The 19,925-nt window shown below is 68.8% G+C and carries 15 protein-coding genes; 8 read left to right on the top strand and 7 right to left on the bottom strand.

The annotated features are described in order from the left end of the window. Positions 1-155: 155 nt before the first annotated feature. From htpX to purH, 4 genes are all read left to right on the top strand, one after another. Positions 156-1,115: a zinc metalloprotease HtpX gene (gene htpX, locus F1193_RS01330; RefSeq protein WP_150095869.1), complete on the top strand. Its 960-nt coding sequence runs from the start codon at positions 156-158 to the stop codon at positions 1,113-1,115. 101 nt (positions 1,116-1,216) lie between these two features. After that, positions 1,217-2,554 carry an RsmB/NOP family class I SAM-dependent RNA methyltransferase gene (locus F1193_RS01335; protein WP_150095870.1) on the top strand — a complete coding sequence of 446 codons (1,338 nt, stop codon included), beginning with the start codon at positions 1,217-1,219 and terminating at the stop codon, positions 2,552-2,554. Between the two features lie 255 nt (positions 2,555-2,809). Then, positions 2,810-4,513 carry a heparinase II/III family protein gene (locus tag F1193_RS01340; RefSeq protein WP_150095871.1) on the top strand — a complete coding sequence of 568 codons (1,704 nt, stop codon included), beginning with the start codon at positions 2,810-2,812 and terminating at the stop codon, positions 4,511-4,513. Between the two features lie 15 nt (positions 4,514-4,528). Beyond that, positions 4,529-6,118 carry a bifunctional phosphoribosylaminoimidazolecarboxamide formyltransferase/IMP cyclohydrolase gene (purH, locus tag F1193_RS01345; protein ID WP_150095872.1) on the top strand — a complete coding sequence of 530 codons (1,590 nt, stop codon included), beginning with the start codon at positions 4,529-4,531 and terminating at the stop codon, positions 6,116-6,118. A gap of 249 nt (positions 6,119-6,367) precedes the next feature. On the opposite strand, the gene F1193_RS01350 is transcribed toward purH, so the two are convergent. The 3 genes from F1193_RS01350 to F1193_RS01360 all read right to left on the bottom strand — a co-directional run bounded on the left by F1193_RS01350 (position 6,368) and on the right by F1193_RS01360 (position 9,080). Further along, positions 6,368-7,756: an MFS transporter gene (locus F1193_RS01350; protein WP_150095873.1), complete on the bottom strand. Its 1,389-nt coding sequence runs from the start codon at positions 7,754-7,756 to the stop codon at positions 6,368-6,370. Beyond that, the gene (gene ppa, locus F1193_RS01355; RefSeq protein WP_150095874.1) at positions 7,753-8,295 is read right to left on the bottom strand and encodes an inorganic diphosphatase; all 543 of its coding nucleotides are present in this window, start codon (positions 8,293-8,295) and stop codon (positions 7,753-7,755) included. Before ppa ends, F1193_RS01350 begins: the two co-directional genes overlap by 4 nt. Positions 8,296-8,570: 275 nt before the next feature. Continuing rightward, on the bottom strand, positions 8,571-9,080 hold the full coding sequence (locus F1193_RS01360; RefSeq protein ID WP_150095875.1) for a GNAT family N-acetyltransferase: 510 nt from the start codon (positions 9,078-9,080) through the stop codon (positions 8,571-8,573). Between the two features lie 237 nt (positions 9,081-9,317). On the opposite strand from F1193_RS01360, the gene F1193_RS01365 reads away from it, so the two are divergent. The 3 genes from F1193_RS01365 (at position 9,318) to typA (ending at position 13,807) form a co-directional block, all read left to right on the top strand. Beyond that, positions 9,318-10,415 carry a site-2 protease family protein gene (locus F1193_RS01365; RefSeq protein WP_150095876.1) on the top strand — a complete coding sequence of 366 codons (1,098 nt, stop codon included), beginning with the start codon at positions 9,318-9,320 and terminating at the stop codon, positions 10,413-10,415. 220 nt (positions 10,416-10,635) lie between these two features. Further along, complete coding sequence (locus F1193_RS01370; protein ID WP_150095877.1) at positions 10,636-11,742, top strand: site-2 protease family protein; 1,107 nt, start codon at positions 10,636-10,638, stop codon at positions 11,740-11,742. A gap of 232 nt (positions 11,743-11,974) precedes the next feature. Beyond that, on the top strand, positions 11,975-13,807 hold the full coding sequence (typA, locus tag F1193_RS01375; RefSeq protein WP_150095878.1) for a translational GTPase TypA: 1,833 nt from the start codon (positions 11,975-11,977) through the stop codon (positions 13,805-13,807). A 237-nt stretch (positions 13,808-14,044) separates the two neighbouring features. Here the strand turns inward: typA and F1193_RS01380 are convergent, their stop codons facing one another. Together F1193_RS01380 and F1193_RS01385 are read right to left on the bottom strand one after the other, a co-directional pair. Beyond that, on the bottom strand, positions 14,045-16,024 hold the full coding sequence (locus tag F1193_RS01380; protein ID WP_150095879.1) for a protein meaA: 1,980 nt from the start codon (positions 16,022-16,024) through the stop codon (positions 14,045-14,047). A 105-nt stretch (positions 16,025-16,129) separates the two neighbouring features. Beyond that, positions 16,130-16,387, bottom strand: a complete 258-nt coding sequence (locus F1193_RS01385) for a GlsB/YeaQ/YmgE family stress response membrane protein (protein WP_150095880.1) — start codon at positions 16,385-16,387, stop codon at positions 16,130-16,132. A 174-nt stretch (positions 16,388-16,561) separates the two neighbouring features. On the opposite strand from F1193_RS01385, the gene ccrA reads away from it, so the two are divergent. Next, on the top strand, positions 16,562-17,833 hold the full coding sequence (gene ccrA / locus F1193_RS01390; protein WP_150095881.1) for a crotonyl-CoA carboxylase/reductase: 1,272 nt from the start codon (positions 16,562-16,564) through the stop codon (positions 17,831-17,833). 350 nt (positions 17,834-18,183) lie between these two features. Here ccrA and F1193_RS01395 read toward each other — a convergent pair whose 3' ends face one another. Both F1193_RS01395 and phaR read right to left on the bottom strand, forming a co-directional pair. Continuing rightward, positions 18,184-18,435 (bottom strand): hypothetical protein, encoded by a 252-nt coding sequence (locus F1193_RS01395; RefSeq protein WP_150095882.1) that lies wholly within the window; start codon positions 18,433-18,435, stop codon positions 18,184-18,186. A 708-nt stretch (positions 18,436-19,143) separates the two neighbouring features. Further along, the gene (phaR, locus tag F1193_RS01400) at positions 19,144-19,716 is read right to left on the bottom strand and encodes a polyhydroxyalkanoate synthesis repressor PhaR (RefSeq protein ID WP_150095883.1); all 573 of its coding nucleotides are present in this window, start codon (positions 19,714-19,716) and stop codon (positions 19,144-19,146) included. Positions 19,717-19,925 lie beyond the last annotated feature (209 nt).

The following is a 19,925-nucleotide window of genomic DNA, read 5'->3' on the forward strand; positions in this document are numbered from 1 at the left end:
CGTCCCGCCCCAGACGTTTCGCCGGATGCCTGCGTCTCGCCGGCGCGAGAGTCTTGCCTATGCGGGAGTCTTGCCGGTGCAATCGTGCTCCCCCATCTTGTTGGCAGTCCGCGCCTTCAGCCGGAGACGGGGCGTGTCCCCGCGGGAGGAGACCGATGAATTATCTGAAGACCGCCATTCTGCTTGCCGGCATGACCGCGCTGTTCATGGCGGTGGGAGCCATGATCGGCGGCCAGCAGGGCATGATCGTCGCGCTCGTCGTTGCTGCGGCCACCAATCTGTTTGCCTACTGGAACTCGGACAAGATGGTCCTGAGCATGTACAACGCTCAGGAGGTGGACGAGCACACGGCGCCCGATTTCGTCGCCATGATCGCCGAGCTGTCGCAGCGGGCCGGGCTGCCGATGCCGCGCGTCTACATCATCGACAATCCGCAGCCCAACGCGTTCGCCACCGGCCGCAACCCGCAGAACGCGGCGGTGGCCGCCACCACCGGCCTGATCAACAGCCTGTCGCCGGAGGAGGTGGCCGGCGTGATGGCGCACGAGCTGGCGCACATCAAGAACCGCGACACGCTGACCATGACCATCACCGCAACTCTTGCCGGTGCAGTGTCGATGCTGGCCAATTTCGGCTTGTTCTTCGGCGGAAGCCGCGACAACAATTCGCCGTTCGGTTTCATCGGCGTCATTCTGATGGCGATCCTGGCGCCGATGGCGGCGATGATCGTGCAGATGGCGATCTCGCGCTCGCGCGAATACGAGGCCGACCGGCTCGGCGCCGAGATCGTCGGCCGGCCGCTGTGGCTGGCCTCGGCGCTGAACCGCATCTCCGGCGCCGCCCACCAGATCGAGAACTACGAGGCCGAGCGCAACCCGGCCACCGCCCACATGTTCATCATCAACCCGCTGTCGGGGGCGCGGATGGACAATCTGTTCTCGACCCACCCCGCGACCGAGAACCGCATCGCCGCGCTGCAGGACCTCGATGCCGATATGCGCGCCCATGGCGACCCGCGCCTGTTCAGCGGGTCCGCCGGGCGGGCCGGGGCGCTGTTCGGCGGTGGCTCGGTGCCGGGCGCCGGTCCGGGCCGCCGCGGCGGGCCGTGGGGGTGATACCGGGTGTCGTCCCGGACGGACGCGACGCCTCCGCCCGGGACGACGGCTGACGGTGCCGGTGCGTGCAATGGGCCGGCAAGTGCGCTAATCGCCGGGGTATGAGAAAACCGAACCGTTCTGCCGGACGGGCGCGCCCGCCCGAGCCGCCGGCCGGCCTCGCGTCCCGCCGGGTCGCCGCCGAGCTGATCGAGGGCGTGCTGCACCATGGCCGCCCGCTCGACGAGGCGCTGGAGGCGGCACTGGCCGGGGTCGCCGAGCGCGACCGCGCGCTGGTGCGCATGCTGGTTGGCACCGTGCTGCGCCGCCACGGCACGCTGCGCGCGGTGGTCGGCACGTTCCTCACCCGCGCGCCGAAGGGCGGACCGCGGCTGGACGCGGCGCTGCTGCTCGGCGCGGCGCAGATCCTGTTCCTGGATGTGCCGGACCATGCAGCGGTCGATCTGTCGGTGCGGCTTGCGACATCCGACCATGCCGCCCGCCACTATGCCGGCCTCGTCAACGCCGTGCTGCGCAAGGTGGCGGCCGAGGGGCAAGCCGTGCTGGCCGGGCTTGCCGATCCCGGCATTGATGCGCCCGACTGGCTGATGGCGCGCTGGCGCGCCGCCTATGGCGCCGAGGTTGCCGCCGCCATCGCAGAGGCCCACCGGCATGAGGCGGCGCTCGATCTCACGGTGAAGGCGGACGCCGCCGGTTGGGCCGAGCGGCTCGGCGGGCAGGTGCTGCCGACCGGCTCGGTGCGGCTGCTCGCCAAGGGGCCGGTGCCGCAGCTCGAAGGCTTCGCGCAGGGCGCGTGGTGGGTGCAGGATGCCGCCGCGGCTTTGCCGGCGCGCCTCCTCGGCGACGTGCGGGGCCTGCGGGTCGCCGACCTCTGCGCCGCGCCGGGCGGCAAGACGCTGCAGCTCGCCACGGCCGGCGCCAGCGTCACCGCGGTCGACCGCGCCGACAGCCGGCTCGACCGGCTGCGCCAGAACCTCGAACGCACCGGCCTCACGGCGGAGATCGTCTGCGCCGACGTGCTGGCCTTCGCGGGCGGGACGTTCGACGCGGTGCTGCTCGATGCGCCGTGCTCGGCCACCGGCACCATCCGCCGCCACCCGGACGTCGCCTGGACCAAGGGGCCGCAGGACATCGCGTCGCTCGCCGAGTTGCAGGCGGCCCTGCTCGACCGCGCGGTCCAGCTGGTGAAGCCCGGCGGGCGGCTCGTCTACTGCACCTGCTCGCTCGAGCCGGAGGAGGGGCCGGACCAGATTGAGGCGCTGCTGGCGCGGCGGCCGGGCGTGACGCGGCTGCCGATCGAGGCGGCCGCGATCGGCGCCGATCCGGCCTGGATCACCGCGGCCGGCGATCTGCGCACCCTGCCGTGCCACCTGCCGGACGCCGACCCGCGGCTGGCCGGCCTCGACGGCTTCTTCGCCGCCCGGCTGGCCATCGGCTGAACAATCCTCGTCAAGTCCGGACAGACGATCGCCGGCCCGCCGGCCGCCTGCACCTCTTTTGTGGTGAACAGCACGTAAAGGATCGCTTGCAGAATTGTCCGAACCTGCCATGGGATATTGGACACTGGGGTTCCTGGAACGTCCGCCGATCTGAATGAACCGGCCGGACGCTTTAAGTCTTTGAGTTGTCGCATTCTCGTTCGCAAAACCGGTTCCCACTTTTGCGGAGAATGCTCTGGAGGGGGAAAAGCGAGCATGGCGCGAGCGCGCACCGGCCTGTTCGTCGTCGAGCGACTGGCGCGCGACATGCGGGCTTCCTGGGCGGCCTCGCGGCTCGTGCGCTGGCGCTATGGCGCGGGTTCGCTCGACCGGCTGGTGATCGCCCCGCAGGATCTGCGCACCGCCGACCCCACCAATGCCAGCGAAATTTACGCAGGTCATTTCGCCTTCGCCGGCAAGATGGTGGCGGTCGATGGCCGCTCGCCGTTCGAGATGCCGGCGCCGTCGCAGGAATGGTCCGAGGAGCTGATGTCGTTCGCCTGGCTGCGCCATCTGCGCGCCGCCGGCACCGCCATCGCCCAGCAGAACGCCCGCGCCCTGATTGACGAATGGATCCATGTCTGCGGCGGCTATGATCCGCGCGCCTGGGAGCCGACCATCCTGTCGCGCCGGATCATCTCGTGGCTCGCCCACGCGCCGATGATCCTGGAGAATGCCGACCACGACTTCTACCGGCGCTTCCTGCGCAGCCTGCTGAAGCAGGTGCGCTTTCTGCGCCAGGTCTCCCGCGATGCCCAGGACGGCTATCCGCGGCTGGTCTCGGCCATCGCGCTCAGCTTCGCCGGCCTGTGCATGGCCGGGCAGGGGCGGCTGCTCAAGGTGGCGCAGCGGCGGCTGGCCTACGAGCTGGGCCGCCAGATCCTGCCGGACGGCGTGCATGTCAGCCGCAATCCCGGCGTGCTGGTCGAGCTGCTGCTCGATCTTCTTCCGCTCCGTCAGGCGTTCGCCGCCCGCAGCGTGCCGCCCGATGCGCTGATGAACGCCATCGACCGCACCATGCCGATGCTGCGCTTCTTCCGCCACCGCGACGGCACGCTGGGCAATTTCAACGGCATGGGCACCACGGCGGCCGACCACCTCGCGACGCTGCTGGCCTATGACGACGCCCGCGGCCGGCCGATCGCCGCCGCCCCGCACGGCGGCTATCAGCGCATGGAGGCCGGCAGCACGGTGGTGCTGATGGATACCGGCCCGCCGCCGCCGATCGCGGTGGCCGGCGACGCCCATGCCGGCTGCCTGTCGTTCGAGATGTCGGTGGGCCGCCACCGGCTGGTGGTCAATTGCGGCGTGCCGACCGCCAACCGCGCCGCCTGGCGCGCCGCCGCCCGGGCCACCGCCGCCCACTCCACCGCGGTGCTGGCCGACACCTCCTCCTGCCGCTTCCTCACCGGCGGCTTCGCCGAGAGCGTCTGCGGCACGCCGATCGTCGACGGGCCGCACGACGCGCGCGCGGCGCGCAGCGAACGTGCCGATTCCATCATGGTGCGCGCCAGCCATGACGGCTATGCACCGCGGTTCGGCGTCCTGCACCAGCGCTCGCTGCGGCTGACCGCCGACGGCAGCCGGCTCGATGGTGAGGACGTGTTCCAGGACGCTGCGGCGCGTATCAAGGTCGAGGAAGACGACTTTGCCATCCGCTTCCACCTGCATCCGGCGGTCAAGGTCAGCCCGATCGGTGCGGGCGAGAGCCTGCTGCTGGTGCTGCCCGACCGCGATTCCTGGATGTTCGCGGTCCACGACCTGAAACCGGTCCTGGAGGAAAGCGTCTATCTTGGCGCGACCGACGGGCCGCGCCGAACCGTCCAGATCGTGCTGCATGGCCGGCTTCGGACCAGCACGCGCATCCGCTGGACCTTCATCCGTACCGACGCCGGCATGGCTGCCGGCCGGCCTTCCTGATCAAGTGGTGTCTTAATGCCTGACCGTATCCGCCCCATCGGCCGCGCTCTTTTGTCCGTCTCGGACAAGACCGGTCTCGTCCCCTTCGCCCAGGCGCTGGCGTCGCGGGGCGTCACGCTGGTCTCGACCGGCGGCACGGCCCAGGCGCTTAAAGAGGCCGGCATTCCGGTCACCGACGTCGCCGACGTCACCGGCTATCCGGAGATGATGGATGGGCGGGTGAAGACCCTGCACCCCAAGATCCATGGCGGCCTCTTGGCCATCCGCGACGATGCCGCCCACGCCGCCGCCATGGCCGAGCACGGCATTCCGCCGATCGACCTCCTGGTGGTGTCGCTCTATCCGTTCGAGGAGACGCTGGCCAAGGGCTCAGGCTTCGACGACTGCATCGAGAACATCGACATTGGCGGGCCGGCGATGATCCGCGCCGCCGCCAAGAACCATCCCGACGTGGCGGTGGTGGTCGATGTGTCCGACTACCAGACGGTGCTCGACGAGATCGAGGCCCACGGCGGCACCACGCTCGCCACCCGCAAGCGGCTCGCCGCGCGCGCCTTCGCCCGCACCGGCGCCTATGACGCGGCGATTTCGACGTGGCTGCTCGCCGAGGTCGGCGAGACCACCCCGCCGTTCCGCGCCGTCGGCGGCCGCCTCCTGCAGGGCCTGCGCTATGGTGAGAACCCGCACCAGTGGGCCGGCTTCTACCGCACCGGCGAGGTGCGCCCGGGCGTCGCCACCGCCCGCCAGCTCCAGGGCAAGGAGCTCAGCTACAACAACATCAACGACACCGACGCCGCCTATGAGTGCATCGGCGAATTCTCGCCTGAGCGCACCCCGGCGGTGGTGATCGTCAAGCACGCCAATCCGTGCGGCGTCGCCGAGGCGCCGTCCTTGCTGGAGGCCTACCGCAAGGCGCTGATGTGCGATCCGGTTTCGGCCTATGGCGGCATCATTGCCGTCAACCGGCGTCTCGACGTCGCGACCGCGCGGGCGATTGCCGAAATCTTCACCGAGGTGGTGATCGCGCCGGAGGCAGACGACGAGGCGATCGCAGTGTTCGCCGCCAAGAAGAATCTTCGCCTGTTGATCGCCGGGACGCTGCCCGACCCGCGTGCACGGGGACTCGTCGCCAAGACGGTCGCCGGCGGCCTGCTGGTGCAGTCGCGCGACAATGCGGTGGTCGACGACATGGATCTGAAGGTGGTCACCAAGCGCGCGCCGACCGCGGCGGAGTTCGAGGATCTCAAGTTTGCCTTCCGCGTCTGCAAGCACGTGAAGTCGAACACCATCATCTATGCCAAGGACCGCGCCACGGTGGGCATCGGCGCCGGCCAGATGAGCCGGGTCGATTCCGCCCGCATCGCCGCGCGCAAGGCGATCGACGCGGCCGAGATGGCCGGTTTGGTGGAGCCCTTGACCAAGGGCTGCGTGGTGGCGTCGGACGCCTTCTTCCCGTTCGCCGACGGCCTGATCGCGGCGGCGGAAGCGGGCGCCACGGCGGTGATCCAGCCCGGCGGCTCGATCCGCGACGCCGAGGTGATTGCGGCGGCCGACGCGCGCGGCCTCGCCATGGTGCTCACCGGCACTCGGCATTTCCGGCATTGATCTGAAGCGCTGTCGCCCCGGGCGAGGCTTCAGCCGAGACCCGGGGCCGTAAGCAGAAAGGGGCCGGTTCTGCGGACGATCCCGGCTCGCGCGGCTTCGCCGCTTGGCCGGGATGACGTCAAGACGTCCTGCTGTTTCCGGGAGATCACTTCGTGATCCCGGAAGCGAACTCGCCGAAAACCCTTGTTCGACAACGGGATTTTCGGCGATCGGAATACGGCTCGAAGGCTTGGTCAGCCGGAAACCGTCTCACCCCCGCGCCAGCTCCGGCGGCTCGACCCGTGCCAGCAGCGCCATTCCCACCGCGAAGAACGCGACCAGCACCGAGATGCCGAGCCGCTGGCTCAATGTCACCGCGGTGACGAGGCCGACAAGGAAAGGCCCGGCGAACGAGGTGAGCTTGCCCGACAGCGAGAACAGGCCGAAGAACTGGCCGATGTCGTGGGCGGGGGCGAGCTGCGCCAGAAGGGCGCGCGAGGAGGCCTGCACGGGACCTGCGGCGGCCCCGATCAGCAGGCCGAAGGCGACGTAGAGCCGCTCGGGCAGCGAGTCGTAGAGGCCGTGGCCGGGGGCTGAGGGCTCGACCGGGATGACGAACAGCACGAAGTCGCGGCCGACCGACAGCACCAGCACGCTGGCGAGCGCCAGCACCGCGAGGCCGCCGAGGATCACCGGCTTCGGCCCCAGCCGGTCGTCGAGCCAGCCGCCGATGAGCGCGCCCGCCGTGCCGGTGATGGTGAGCAGGATGCCGAACACCCCAAGCTCCACCGCGCTCCAGCCGAAGGTGCCGGCGGCATAGATGCCGCCGAAGGCGAACAGCGCGATCAGTCCGTCGGTGTAGATCATGTTGGCGGCGAGGAAGGTCAGCACGTTGCGGTGGGTGCGCACGTGGCCGATCGTCCGGCGCAGCCCGATGAAGCCCTGGCGCACCGCGGCGCGCAGCGGCAGCTCGCGCGGCGCATCGGGCGTGAACAGGAACATCGGGATCACGAACACCGCGAACCACGCCGCCGCGAGGGGGCCGGTGAGGCGCTCGCCCTCGCGGGTGGCGGCATCGAGGCCGAAGGCGGGGGCGTGGCCGAGCAGGGTCAGGCCGGTGGTGGGGTCGGCGGCGAGGAAGCCCAGCGTCAGGAACAGGCTGACCAGCCCGCCGACATAGCCCACCGCCCAGCCGGTGCCCGACAGCCGGCCGAGCCTCTCGGGCGGCACCACCCGCGGCATCATCGCATTGTTGAAGGTCTGGGCGAACTCGGCGCCGATGGTGCCGAGCGCGAAGGCGGCGAGCCCCAGCGTCACGGCGGCCGGCGCGCCGGGCGCCACCCACCACAATGAAATCGCGGCGAGGCACATCAGCCCGCCGAAAGCGGCAACCCACGGCTTCTTGGGCCCGCCGGCATCGGCGATGGCGCCGAGCGCCGGCGACAGAAGGGCGATGCAAAGGCCGGCCGCGCCGGTGGCGAACCCCCACAGCGCCTGGCCGGTGGCGGGGTCGGGCGCCACGGCGGACGCGAAATAGGGGGCGAAGACGAAGGTGGTGACGAGGGTGAAGAAGGGCTGGCCGGCCCAGTCGAACAGGAGCCAGCCGAACACCCCGGCCGGGCCGGCATAGCCGCGCTCGGCCGGGGTGGCAGCGGTCATTTACCGGCCTTGTCCTGCCGGTAGCGCTCGATCGATTCGAGGATCAGCTTGTGGGCCTCCTCGCGGTCGCCCCAGCGGACCACCTTGACCCACTTGCCGGGCTCCAGGTCCTTGTAGTGCTCGAAGAAGTGCCGGATCTGCTGGCGGGCGATCTCGGTGAGGTCGGTGTAGTGGCGGATCTGCTCGTAGCGCGGCGTCAGCTTGGGCGTCGGCACCGCGATGATCTTCTCGTCGTGGCCGGATTCGTCCTCCATCAGCAGCACGCCGATCGGCCGCACCGCCATGATCGCGCCGGGGATGATGGCGCGCTGGTTGGCGACCAGGACGTCGATCGGGTCGCCGTCGTCCGACAAGGTGTGCGGGATGAAGCCGTAGTTTCCAGGATAGTGCATGGAGGTGTAGAGGAACCGGTCCACCACCAGCGTACCGGAGGCCTTGTCCAGCTCGTATTTGATCGGCTCGCCGCCGGTTGGCACCTCGATCACGACATTGACCTCGTAGGGCACGTTGTCGCCGACCGATATCGCATCGATGCGCATGGGAATCTCCTTGTCCGCGCCTCTTCTATGGGGACGGCCGGTCGCGGACAATCATCAAGAGGGCTGACGGCCGCTCGCCTTGGCGGCGAGCCGGCGATCAGATCATCGCGGTATGACTGGGACATAAAGGCGCGCAGACTGCGGCGCGCGTCCCAGTCGCGCGGCGGCTGCATCGGATCGCGGGTGCATCGGGCAACGGGCGAGAGGTGCCGGAGGCGTTCTCCCGGCCGGGAGCCGGGCGTTCCGATTCGCTTGGCCCCGCTTATCCGGCCCGTTTATCCGGCCCAGGCGAACGCCACCTTGTCGAGCACCTGGGTGCCGAAGGTCTCCGACGACCGGGCGACCGCGCGGCCGCCGAGCGCCCGGTAGAAGCCGGTCGCGTAGTCGTTGTCGGAGAGCGCCCACACCACGGTGGAGGCGAGCCCGTTGCTCGTCAGGTCGCGCCGGGCGTGGCTGAACAGCCGGCGTCCGAACCCCAGGCCCTGGAACTCCGGTTTCAGATAGAGCTCATAGACCTCGCCGGCATAGGGCAGGCTCTTGGCGCGGTTGCGGCCGTAATTGGCGTAGCCGGCAACCGAGTCGCCGAACATGATCAGCGAGATGCGCGAGCCCCGGCGCACGGCGGTCTCCCACCACGCCGGGCCGCGGCGATTGATGAGCCGCTCCAGCTCGATGCCGGGGATCAGCCCGCGATAGGCGGCCCGCCAGGCCTCGTCGTGGGCCTCCGCCAGGGCCTGTGCATCCTGAGGACGCGCGCGTCGGATTTCGATGGTGCTCGTCGACATGGGCAGATCGAAGCACGGCGGCCGGCGCTCTTCAAGAAGGATCGTTAACAGACAGTTAATGGTCGCACGCCGGCCCGATCCGGCCGGGATACCGCGGTACCGCGCAAGGGCCTGCCCGCGCCGGGCGCCGAAGGGGGCCCGCGCCCATCGCACAAACCTCAGGCCTTGCCTATCTATTGGAGAGCTCTGGAAAACGCCGCCGGCGGGCGCGGCAGGTGACGCAACAGGAGGTTCGGCATGTCCTGGTCCATCCCGATCGGCACCATTGCGGGCACCGTGGTGCGGGTTCACCTGACATTCCTGATCCTGCTCGCCTGGATCGGCATCGCCGGCTACGCGGCGGGGGGCTCGGCCGAGGCGCTGGCGTCGCTGACCTTCGTCGTGCTGCTGTTCGCCTGCGTGGTGGCGCATGAGTTCGGCCACATCTTCGCCGCCCGGCGCTACGGCATCCGCACGCCGGACGTGACGCTGCTGCCGATCGGCGGGGTGGCAAATCTGGAGCGCATTCCCGAAAAGCCCAGCGAGGAGCTGGTGGTGGCGCTGGCCGGGCCGGCGGTGAACCTGGCGATCGGCATCATCCTGATGCTGGCGATGGGGTCGGTGACCGACCTCAGCCACCTCGCCCATATCGAGAATGCGGGCGCGAGCCTGGTGGCGCGGCTGGCCGCGGCCAATCTGTTCCTCGCCGTGTTCAACATGATCCCGGCCTTCCCGATGGACGGCGGGCGGGTGCTGCGGGCGCTGCTCGCCAGCCGCATGGGCTATGCGCGGGCCACCGCCACGGCCGCCTCGGTCGGCCAGGGGGTGGCCTATCTGCTCGGCTTCCTCGGCCTGTTCTTCAACCCGCTTTTGATCTTCATCGCCATCTTCGTCTATCTCGCCGCGACGGCGGAGGCGCAGGACGTGGCGCTGCGCGACGCGACGCGCGGCCTGCCGGTCGCCTCGGCGATGATCACCAAGTTCGAGTCGCTCTTGCCCAACGCCACCGTCGACCGGGCGGTGGACGAGCTGATTCGCACCAGCCAGAAGGAGTTTCCGGTGGTCGACGGGGCGGGGCGCCTGCGCGGCCTGATCACCCGCGAGGCGATGGTGGCGGCGCTGCGCGAGGGCGGCGGCACGACGCCGGTGATCGAGGTGATGATCGAGATTCCGGTGGTCCATTGCCGGGCGCCGCTGCAGGCCGCCCTGCAGCGGCTGCGCACAGAGCAGGCGCCGGCCCTGGGCGTGGTCGATGACGACGAGCGGCTGGTTGGCCTCGTGACGCCCGAGAATGTCGGCGAGATGATGCTGATCCGCAGCGTGCGGCCCGAGCGGCAATTGCCGCGGGCGGCGTGAGGGCGGGGCCGGCGCGGCCCGATTGCCGGCCCTGAGGCCGGGTAAGGTCCTGCGCCGGCACGCATTCTTGAACTCGGCCGGCCGTCTCGGCCGCGGATGCGGCAATTGTGCCGTACAATCAAGAAATTGTGCGCGAACGATTCCGGTCCTTACCAGGGCTCACCAGCGTTGCCAGTTTGGAATGAACCCGGCAAAGTGTCGGGTACGGGAGAGACGAGGCATGGTCTGGTCTTTTGCGCTCGGCAGGATCGCTGGCACGGTCGTTCGGATTCATCTGACGTTCGTGCTGCTGCTCGCGGCCGTCGCCATCGCCGGCTTCGTGGTCGGCGGCCTCGCCGAGGCGGCCGATGCGCTCACCTTCGTCATCCTGCTGTTCGCCTGCGTGGTGGCGCACGAGTTCGGCCACATCTTCGCTGCCCGCCGCTACGGCATCTTCACCCCGGACGTCACCGTGCTGCCGATCGGCGGGCTGGCGACGCTGGAGCGCATGCCCGAGAAATCCGGCGAGGAGCTGGTGGTGGCGCTGGCCGGTCCGGCCATCAATGTGGCGATCGCCGGTATTTTGGTGCTGGTCATGGTCGGGATGCACGACATCCGCTCGGCCGACCAGATCCTGAGCCCCGGCGGCAGCATGCTCGGGCGGCTCACGCTGGCCAATCTCGTCGTCGCCGGCTTCAACCTCATCCCGGCTTTCCCGATGGATGGCGGGCGGGTGCTGCGGGCGCTGCTCGCCACTCGCATGAGCTATCCCGGCGCCACCACGGCGGCGGCCTGGATCGGCCGCGTGGTGGCGGTGCCGCTCGCCATCTTCGGCGCTTTCTACAACCCGCTGCTGGTGGTCGTGGCGGTGTTCGTGCTGATCGCCGCCAAGGCGGAATCCTACGACGTGACGCTGACGCATGCGGCGCGCGGCTTGCCGGTGGAAGCCACCATGATCACCAAGTTCGAGAGCCTGCAGGCCCACGCCACGCTCGGCCGGGCGGTGGACGAGCTTCTGCGCACCAGCCAGAAGGAGTTCCCGGTCGTCGACGGCGCCGGCCAGCTCAAGGGCTTCCTCACCCGCAAGGCCATGCTGGGGGCGCTGCGCCGCACAGGCGGCACCGCGCCGGTGACCAGCGTGATGACCCAGGTGCCCACCGTCCACCACCGCGCGCCGCTCGACTCCGTCCTCAAGCGGCTGCGACAGCGGCACATTCCGGCGCTCGGCGTGGTGGACGACGACCAGCGCCTGATCGGCCTGGTGACGCCGGACAATGTTCGCCGGCTGATGCAGGTGCGCTCCGCCTGGCCCAAGGAGCGCCGGGCCGGCTGGCTGCACGCGGCCTAGGGCCGGCTTGGTTGGGCGCAGGGTTAGCTTGGACCTAGGGCCGGCTTGGGCAGAGGGCGAGCTTGGGCCGGTTTCGGCACGGCGTCATTGAACCGTCGCCCGCGGTCGGCTAAGCCGGGCGGTGAAACTTCCACCTCGTCCGCCGCGACGCGCGCCCGTCGGCTCCGCCGATGCCGGCGCGGCCCGCCGCGCGTGCCGGGCGCCGCCCAAGTCCTTTGCCGAAAGACCTTTCATGAGCCTGCGCAACATCGCCATCATCGCCCATGTCGACCACGGCAAGACCACGCTGGTCGACCGCCTCCTGCAGCAATCCGGCGCCTTCCGCGAAAACCAGCGCGTCGCCGAGCGGGTGATGGATTCCAACGACCTCGAACGCGAGCGCGGCATCACCATCCTCGCCAAGTGCACCTCGGTCGAGTGGCACGGCACCCGCATCAACATCGTCGACACCCCGGGCCACGCCGATTTCGGCGGCGAGGTCGAGCGCATCCTCAACATGGTCGAGAGCGCCATCGTGCTGGTGGATGCCGCCGAGGGGCCGATGCCGCAGACCAAGTTCGTGGTCGGCAAGGCGCTCAAGCTCGGGCTGAAGCCCATCGTGCTGGTCAACAAGGTGGACCGGCCCGACGCCCGCATCACCGAGGTGGTCAACGAGGTGTTCGACCTGTTCGCCGCGCTCGACGCCACCGACGAGCAGCTCGACTTCCCCATCCTCTACGGCTCGGCCAAGGAGGGCTGGATCGCCAAGGCGCCCGAGGGCCCCAAGGACCAGGGCATGGCGCCGCTGTTCGACCTCGTGTTGCAGCATGTCGCGCCGCCGGAGGTGGACGAGGGGCCGTTCCGCCTGCTCGGCACCATCATCGAGGCCAACCCCTATCTCGGCCGTATCATCACCGGCCGGGTGCGCTCAGGGACGATCAAGCCCAACCAGCCGATCAAGGTGCTGTCGCGTGACGGGCTGGTGGTCGAGCAGGGCCGCATCACCAAGATCCTGGCGTTCCGCGGCATCGAGCGGACGGCGATCGAGGAAGCCTCCGCCGGCGACATCATTTCGATCGCCGGCATGACCAAGGGTACCGTGGCCGACACCTTCTGCGCCATGGAGGTGGAGGAGCCGCTCAAGGCCCAGCCGATCGACCCGCCGACGGTGGCGATGACCTTCATGGTCAACAATTCGCCGCTCGCCGGCACCGAGGGCGACAAGGTCACGAGCCGCGTCATCCGCGACCGGCTGTTCAAGGAGGCCGAGGGCAATGTCGCGCTGCGTGTCGGCGAATCCGCGGACAAGGATTCCTACGAGGTCGCCGGACGCGGCGAACTGATGCTCGCGATCCTGATCGAGACCATGCGCCGCGAGGGGTTCGAGCTGGCGGTGTCGCGGCCGCAGGTGGTGTTCCGCAAGGATGCCAATGGCAGCGTGCTGGAGCCGATCGAGGAGGTGGTGATCGACGTCGACGAGGAGCACGCCGGCGTGGTGGTCGAGAAGCTGTCGGCCCGCAAGGCCGACATGATCGAGATGCGCCCGTCCGGCGGTGGCCGCCTGCGCCTCGTGTTCCACGCGCCCACCCGCGGCCTGATCGGCTATCAGGGCGAGCTGCTCACCGACACCCGCGGCACCGCCATCATGAACCGGCTGTTCCATTCCTACGCCCCGTTCAAGGGCGAGATGGTCGGCCGGCGCAACGGCGTCTTGATCGCCAACGAGCCGGGCGAGGCGGTGGCCTATGCGCTGTGGAACCTGGAGGACCGCGGCCCGATGATGATCGAGCCGGGCTGGAAGGTCTATGAGGGCATGATCGTCGGCGAGCACACCCGCGACAACGACCTCGAAGTGAACGTCATCAAGGGCAAGAAGCTCACCAATATCCGCACCACCTCCAAGGACGAGGCGGTGCGGCTGACGCCGCCGATCCGCATGTCGCTGGAGAAGGCGCTGGCCTATATCGACGAGGACGAGCTGGTCGAGGTGACGCCGAAATCGATCCGGCTGCGCAAGCGCATCCTCGATCCCAACGACCGCAAGAAGGACCAGCGCGCCCGCAAGGATGCCGGCCCGATCGCGTGAGGCGGAGTCCGGGCGATCGACGTCCATTGCGGCTGCCCGGGAGCCCGCTTCCTTCCCTCTCCCCTTGTGGGAGAGGGTGGCGAGACTGAGCGTCAGCGAGGTCGAGCCGGGTGAGGGGTTGCTTCAAGCCGGCACCGTGTCACCCCTCACCCGCCTCGCGATCTGATGATCGCTCGGCACCCTCTCCCGCAAGGGGAGAGGGAAGGAAGGGGCGCGAGTTCCTCACTGGAAGCCGAATTACGCGGCCCGCTGCGTGCCTGCGCCGACGATCTTCACGATGTCGGCCATGATGCGGTTCAGCTCGTAGTCCTTGGGCGTGTAGACGGCGGCGACGCCGGACGCCTTGAGCAGCGCCGCGTCCTCCGGCGGGATGATGCCGCCGACGATCACCGGGATGTCGTCGAGGCCTTCTTTCCGCATGCGCTCCATCACGTCGCGCACCAGCGGCACGTGGCTGCCCGACAGGATGGACAGGCCGACGACGTGGACGCCCTCCTCCAGGGCGGCGTTGACGATCTCGGCCGGGGTGAGGCGGATGCCCTCATAGACCACCTCCATGCCGGCATCGCGGGCACGCACCGCGATCTGCTCGGCACCGTTGGAGTGGCCGTCGAGCCCCGGCTTGCCGACCAGGAACTTCAGCCGCCGGCCGAGCGTCTTTGACACCAGCTCGACGTCGCGCCGCACCTCGTCGAGGCCGGTGACGTCGGCGCGGGCGGCGCGGCCCACCCCGGTGGGCGCGCGGTACTCGCCGAACACCTCGCGCAGCGTGCCGCCCCACTCGCCGGTGGTGACGCCGGCCTTGGCGCAGGCGATCGACGGCTCCACGATGTTGCGGCCTTCCGCCGCAGCCGCGCGCAAGCTGCTGAGCGCCGTCTCCACCGCCTTGGCGTCGCGGCCTTCGCGCCACGCCTTGAGGCGCTCGACCTGCTCGACCGCGAGGTGCTCCGGCACGGTGAGGATCGAGCCCTCGCCGGTGGTGAGCGGGGAGGGCTCGGTGCCGGTGAAGCGGTTGACGCCGACCACCACCTGCTCGCCGCGCTCGATCGCCTCCAGCCGCCGCGTGTTGGCTTCCACCAGCTGCTGCTTCATGTAGCTGGTGTCGACCGCGGCGATGGCGCCGCCCATGGCGTCGATCCGGGCTATCTCCTCGCGCGCCTCGGCCTTCAGCGCCTCGACCCTCTTGGCGATCTCGGTCGAGCCGTCGAAGATGTCGCCAAACTCCAGAAGGTCCGTCTCGTAGGCCAGGATCTGCTGCATGCGCAAAGACCATTGCTGGTCCCAGGGCCTCGGCAGGCCCAGCGCCTCGTTCCAGGCGGGAAGCTGCACCGCGCGGGCGCGGGCGCGCTTGGACAGCGTCACCGCCAGCGTCTCCAAGAGGATGCGGTAGACGTTGTTCTCCGGCTGCTGCTCGGTGAGGCCCAGCGAATTGACCTGCACGCCGTAGCGGAACAGCCGGTGCTTGGGATTGGCGACGCGGTAGCGCTCGCGGGTGATCTCGTCCCACAATTCGCCGAACGCCCGCATCTTGCAGATCTCGGTGACGAACCGCATGCCGGCATTGACGAAGAACGAGATGCGGCCGACCACCTCCTCGAACCCGGCGTGGTCGACCTCGCCCGAGGCCAGCACGGTGTCGAGGATGGCGATGGCGTTGGAGAGCGCGAACGCCAGCTCCTGCACCGGCGTGGCGCCCGCCTCCTGCAGGTGGTAGCTGCAGACGTTCATCGGGTTCCACTTCGGCATCTCCGAGGTGGTGAACAGGATGACGTCCTTGGTCAGCCGCATCGAGGGCGCCGGCGGGAACACGTGGGTGCCGCGCGACAGATATTCCTTGATGATGTCGTTCTGGGTGGTGCCGGCGAGCGCAGCGCGCGCGGTGCCTTGCTCCTCGGCCACCGCGATGTAGAGCGCCAGGAGCCAGGGGGCGCAGGCATTGATGGTCATCGAGGTGTTCATCTCGACCAGCGGGATGCCCTCGAACAGCATGCGCATGTCGCCGAGATGGGCGACCGGCACGCCGACCTTGCCGACCTCGCCCTTGGCCAGCACATGGTCGGAGTCGTAGCCGGTCTGGGTCGGCAGGTCGAAGGCCACCGACAGGCCGGTCTGGCCCTTTTCGAGATTGCTGCGGTAGAGCTTGTTCGATTCTCGGGCCGTGGAATGTCCGGCATAGGTGCGGAAGATCCAGGGCTTGTCGCGATTGGGGCGGGTCATGGAGCGGGCTCCGGCACGGCAGCGGAACGATACGCCGGGATCGGCGTCCCAATTGTCCTACCCGGTCCGATCCTGCGCAACCATGCCGCCTTTGGTCGGAGGAAGCTACCTTCGGATCAGCCGCAGCAGGAGCAGCAGCACGACGGCGCCGATCGTCGCCCGGATGATGGCGCCGACGATGCCGACGCCGAACATCAGGCCGGCGGCGCCGAGGAGCCAGTTGCCGAGCGCCGCGCCGACGATGCCGACCGCAATGTTGCCGGCGAGGCCGAAGCCGTAGCCGGTGACGATGATGCCGGCGAGCCAGCCGGCGATGCCGCCGACCACGAGCAGGATGATGATGGCGGCGATCGAGAAGTCCATGCGTCTCTCCTGTGGCCGGGCGAGGGGTATGGCGACCCAACGCCGCAGCCGGCCATTCGGTTGCAAAGCCGACCAAGGTCGAAGGCGGACGCTCTCGCGCCGCTGTCGCCGATTGGCTATGTTGCGGCGCCAAACGGCCACCAAAGACGGCCGCTTCTCACAAGGGAGATCGCGATGGCCGCTCCGGTTCCGGCCGAGGCTTCTGCTGCCAAGGATCTGTACGCGATCGGCGAAATCCCGCCGCTCGGACACGTGCCCGCGAACATGCACGCCTGGGTGATCCGCAAGGAGCGCCACGGCCCGCCCGAGCAGTCGTTCCAGCTCGAGGTGGTGCCGACCTGGCCGATCGGCGACGACGAGGTGCTGATCCTGGTGATGGCCGGCGGCGTCAACTACAACGGCGTGTGGGCCGGTCTCGGCCAGCCGATCTCAGTGCTCGACGTCCACAAGCACCCCTATCACATCGCCGGCTCCGACGCCTCGGGCATCGTGTGGAAGGTCGGCGCCAAGGTGAAGCGCTGGAAGGTCGGCGACGAGGTCATCGTCCACTGCAATCAGGACGACGGCGACGACGAGGAATGCAATGGCGGCGACCCGATGTTCTCCGCCTCCCAGCGCATCTGGGGCTACGAGACCTGCGACGGCTCGTTCGCCCAATTCTGCCGGGTGCAGTCGCGCCAACTCCTGAAGAAGCCGGCCCACCTCTCCTGGGAGGAGGCGGCCTGCTACACGCTGACGCTGGCGACCGCCTACCGCATGCTGTTCGGCCACGCGCCGCATACGCTGAAGCCCGGCGACAATGTGCTGGTGTGGGGCGCCTCGGGCGGGCTCGGCGTGTTCGGCGTGCAGCTCTGCGCGGCCTCGGGCGCCAATGCCATCGGCATCATCTCCGACGAGACCAAGCGCCAGTACGTGCTCGACCTCGGCGCCAAGGGGGTGATCAACCGCAAGGAGTTCAACTGCTGGGGCCAGATGCCGATCGTCAACACGCCCGAATACGACGCGTGGGTGAAGGAGGCGCGCAAGTTCGGCAAGGCGATCTGGGACATCACCGGCAAGAAGGACGTCGACATCGTCTTCGAGCATCCGGGCGAGGCGACCTTCCCGGTGTCGTGCCTGGTGGTCAAGCGCGGCGGCATGGTGGTGTTCTGCGCCGGAACGTCGGGCTTCAACATCACCTTCGACGCCCGCTATGTGTGGATGCGCCAGAAGCGGGTGCAGGGCTCGCACTTCGCCCATTTGAAGCAGGCCTCGGCCGCCAACCAGTTCGTGCTCGACCGCCACGTCGACCCGTGCATGAGCGAGGTGTTCGGCTGGAACCAGATCCCGCTCGCCCACACCAAGATGTGGAAGAACCAGCACGCGCCCGGCAACATGGCGGTGCTGGTCAATGCGCCGACCACCGGCCTGAAGACGCTGGAGGACGTGGTCGCGGGGGAACTCTGACCTCAGAGTCGTCGCGGGCTATGCCACGGGACACAAACGCCGGCCCTGTGGGCCGGCGTTCGCGTTCCAATGGCAGCAATACGTTTCAGGTCAGTGATTTACCCGCGAGGCCGTTTCCGGTGTTCCGGAGGGATCAACCGGCAGCCGTCTGAAGGCCTGGGGGCGCCGGCAGCAAGAGGCTCGCGCAGCGGACCGGCCCTCGGATACCGTCGGAGCGGATCGCGCTCAAGAGCATCCGCCGATCTGATTGAACCAAGCGGATGCTCTCAGTCTTTGAGTTGGCGCATTCTCTTTCGCAAAACCAGTATCCACTTTTGCGGAGAATGCTCAAGCGGTTGAGACCGGCGCGATCACGCCGCGGTCAGCACGCGGCCGGGGGCGGGCGGGGTGGCGGAGCTGGCGCGATAGGCGGCGGTGGCGACGTCCGGCGCGGCGCGGCGTCTCTCGCGGGTCCATTCGAACCCTTCGCGGTGGGCGATGAGCTGGGCGATCAGCCCGGCCTCGGCGAGGCGGCGGATCTGCGGTGTCAGCGGCGTGGATGCGGCAGGCTCGACCGGCACCAGGGCGCCAAGGCTGGGGGTGGCCGGTTCTTCGTCGTCCAACCGGAACGCATCGCCCGCCGAAGGATTCGCAGACCTGTGGTGGACAGATTTGGCGGTCGTCATGGCGCAGCTCCTGTGCCAGTTCGGGACGCCCGGGCGGGATCCCGCCCTCCGCAGTTCAAGCCGCGCGCCAAACGGCCTGGTTGCCGGGCGTTGGCCCACAACCGCGCCGGCGGGACGTTCGCGGCTGGCGTCCGCGCTCCGCCGGCAACACCTTGGGGCGCCTCGATCGCGGGCCGGCGCGCCATGCCGGACGGCAGCACCGGACCGTGTCCTGATGCCGCATGGGCCGCCAGCCTGCTTGTCTCCGACCAAGGCCTCGCCGCGCTCATCGGTCCGCAGACTCCGTCCCAATTCGGTACCGTCACCCGTCCCGGGAAGGACGATTCGGGTGCGGGCGACAATTCAACTCAAAATGTAAAATACACGCGCATAAATCGCAACCACCTTCGCTTTCGGGCGCGCAGAGCGCGTCCGTTCCCTGGCCCTCGTTCCAGGCTTCCCGGCGGGCGTGGCGGCGCGGATGGATTGGCGTCGAGGGGGCGGCGAAACGACAACGCCGGCCCAAGGGGCCGGCGTGCGCAATGTGCCAGGATCTCGAAGTGGCCAGGATCTTGAAGTGACCAGGGACTGAGAGTGTGCCGGGAGCGCGCGATCAAGGGACGCGCGTCGACGGGATAGACCGCCGCCGGCGCTCAGCCCAGTGGCTCAGCTCTCCTTTTCGGAGAGCTTGTCGAGCTTCTTCTGCATCTCGAAAATCTGGCGCTTGAGGTCGCCGATCTCGTCGGTCAGTTCGGATTTGGGGCTTTCGGCCGTCGGCTCACGCTTGGCGAAGGGCAGGAACATGGTGAAGGCGCGCTCGAACATCTCCATGTTGCGGCGCGCCTGCTCCTCCATCAAGCCGCTGAACGGCCCGTGGCCGAAGCTCGACGTCATCATCTCGCGGAATTTTTCCTGGTCCTTCGACAAATTGTCGAGCGACATGTCGAGATAGCGCGGCACCAGCATCTGCATGCTGTCGCCATAGAAACGGATCAGTTGCCGCAGGAAGGTGACCGGCAGCAGGTTCTGGCCTTCCTTGTTCTCCTGCTCGAAGATGATCTGGGCCAGAACGGAGCGGGTAATGTCCTCGCCGGTCTTGGCATCGTAGACGAGGAAGTCCTCACCGTTCTTGACCATGACGGCAAGGTCTTCGAGCGTGACGTAGGTACTGGTGCCTGTGTTGTAGAGCCGCCGGTTTGCGTACTTCTTGATGGTGACCGGATCGTGCGTCTTGGCCATGTCGTAACGTGCCCCCCCGTTTGCGCCGCCTCGCATGGCGGTTTTGTGCCGACAATATGGCGTTTTTGACCGGGCGGCTAGTTGGTACTTCGGCGACGTCTTGGCGGCTTTGGGGGGCGGCCGGAAACCCCGGCGAGGCTGCGCCGCCGCGAGGTCCGCCCCCCCGGTTTGCGCCGAAGCTGGGCTTGCCCGAGCTTCGCATTCGAAGC

The organism is Blastochloris sulfoviridis (assembly GCF_008630065.1).
GTDB lineage: Bacteria > Pseudomonadota > Alphaproteobacteria > Rhizobiales > Xanthobacteraceae > Blastochloris > Blastochloris sulfoviridis.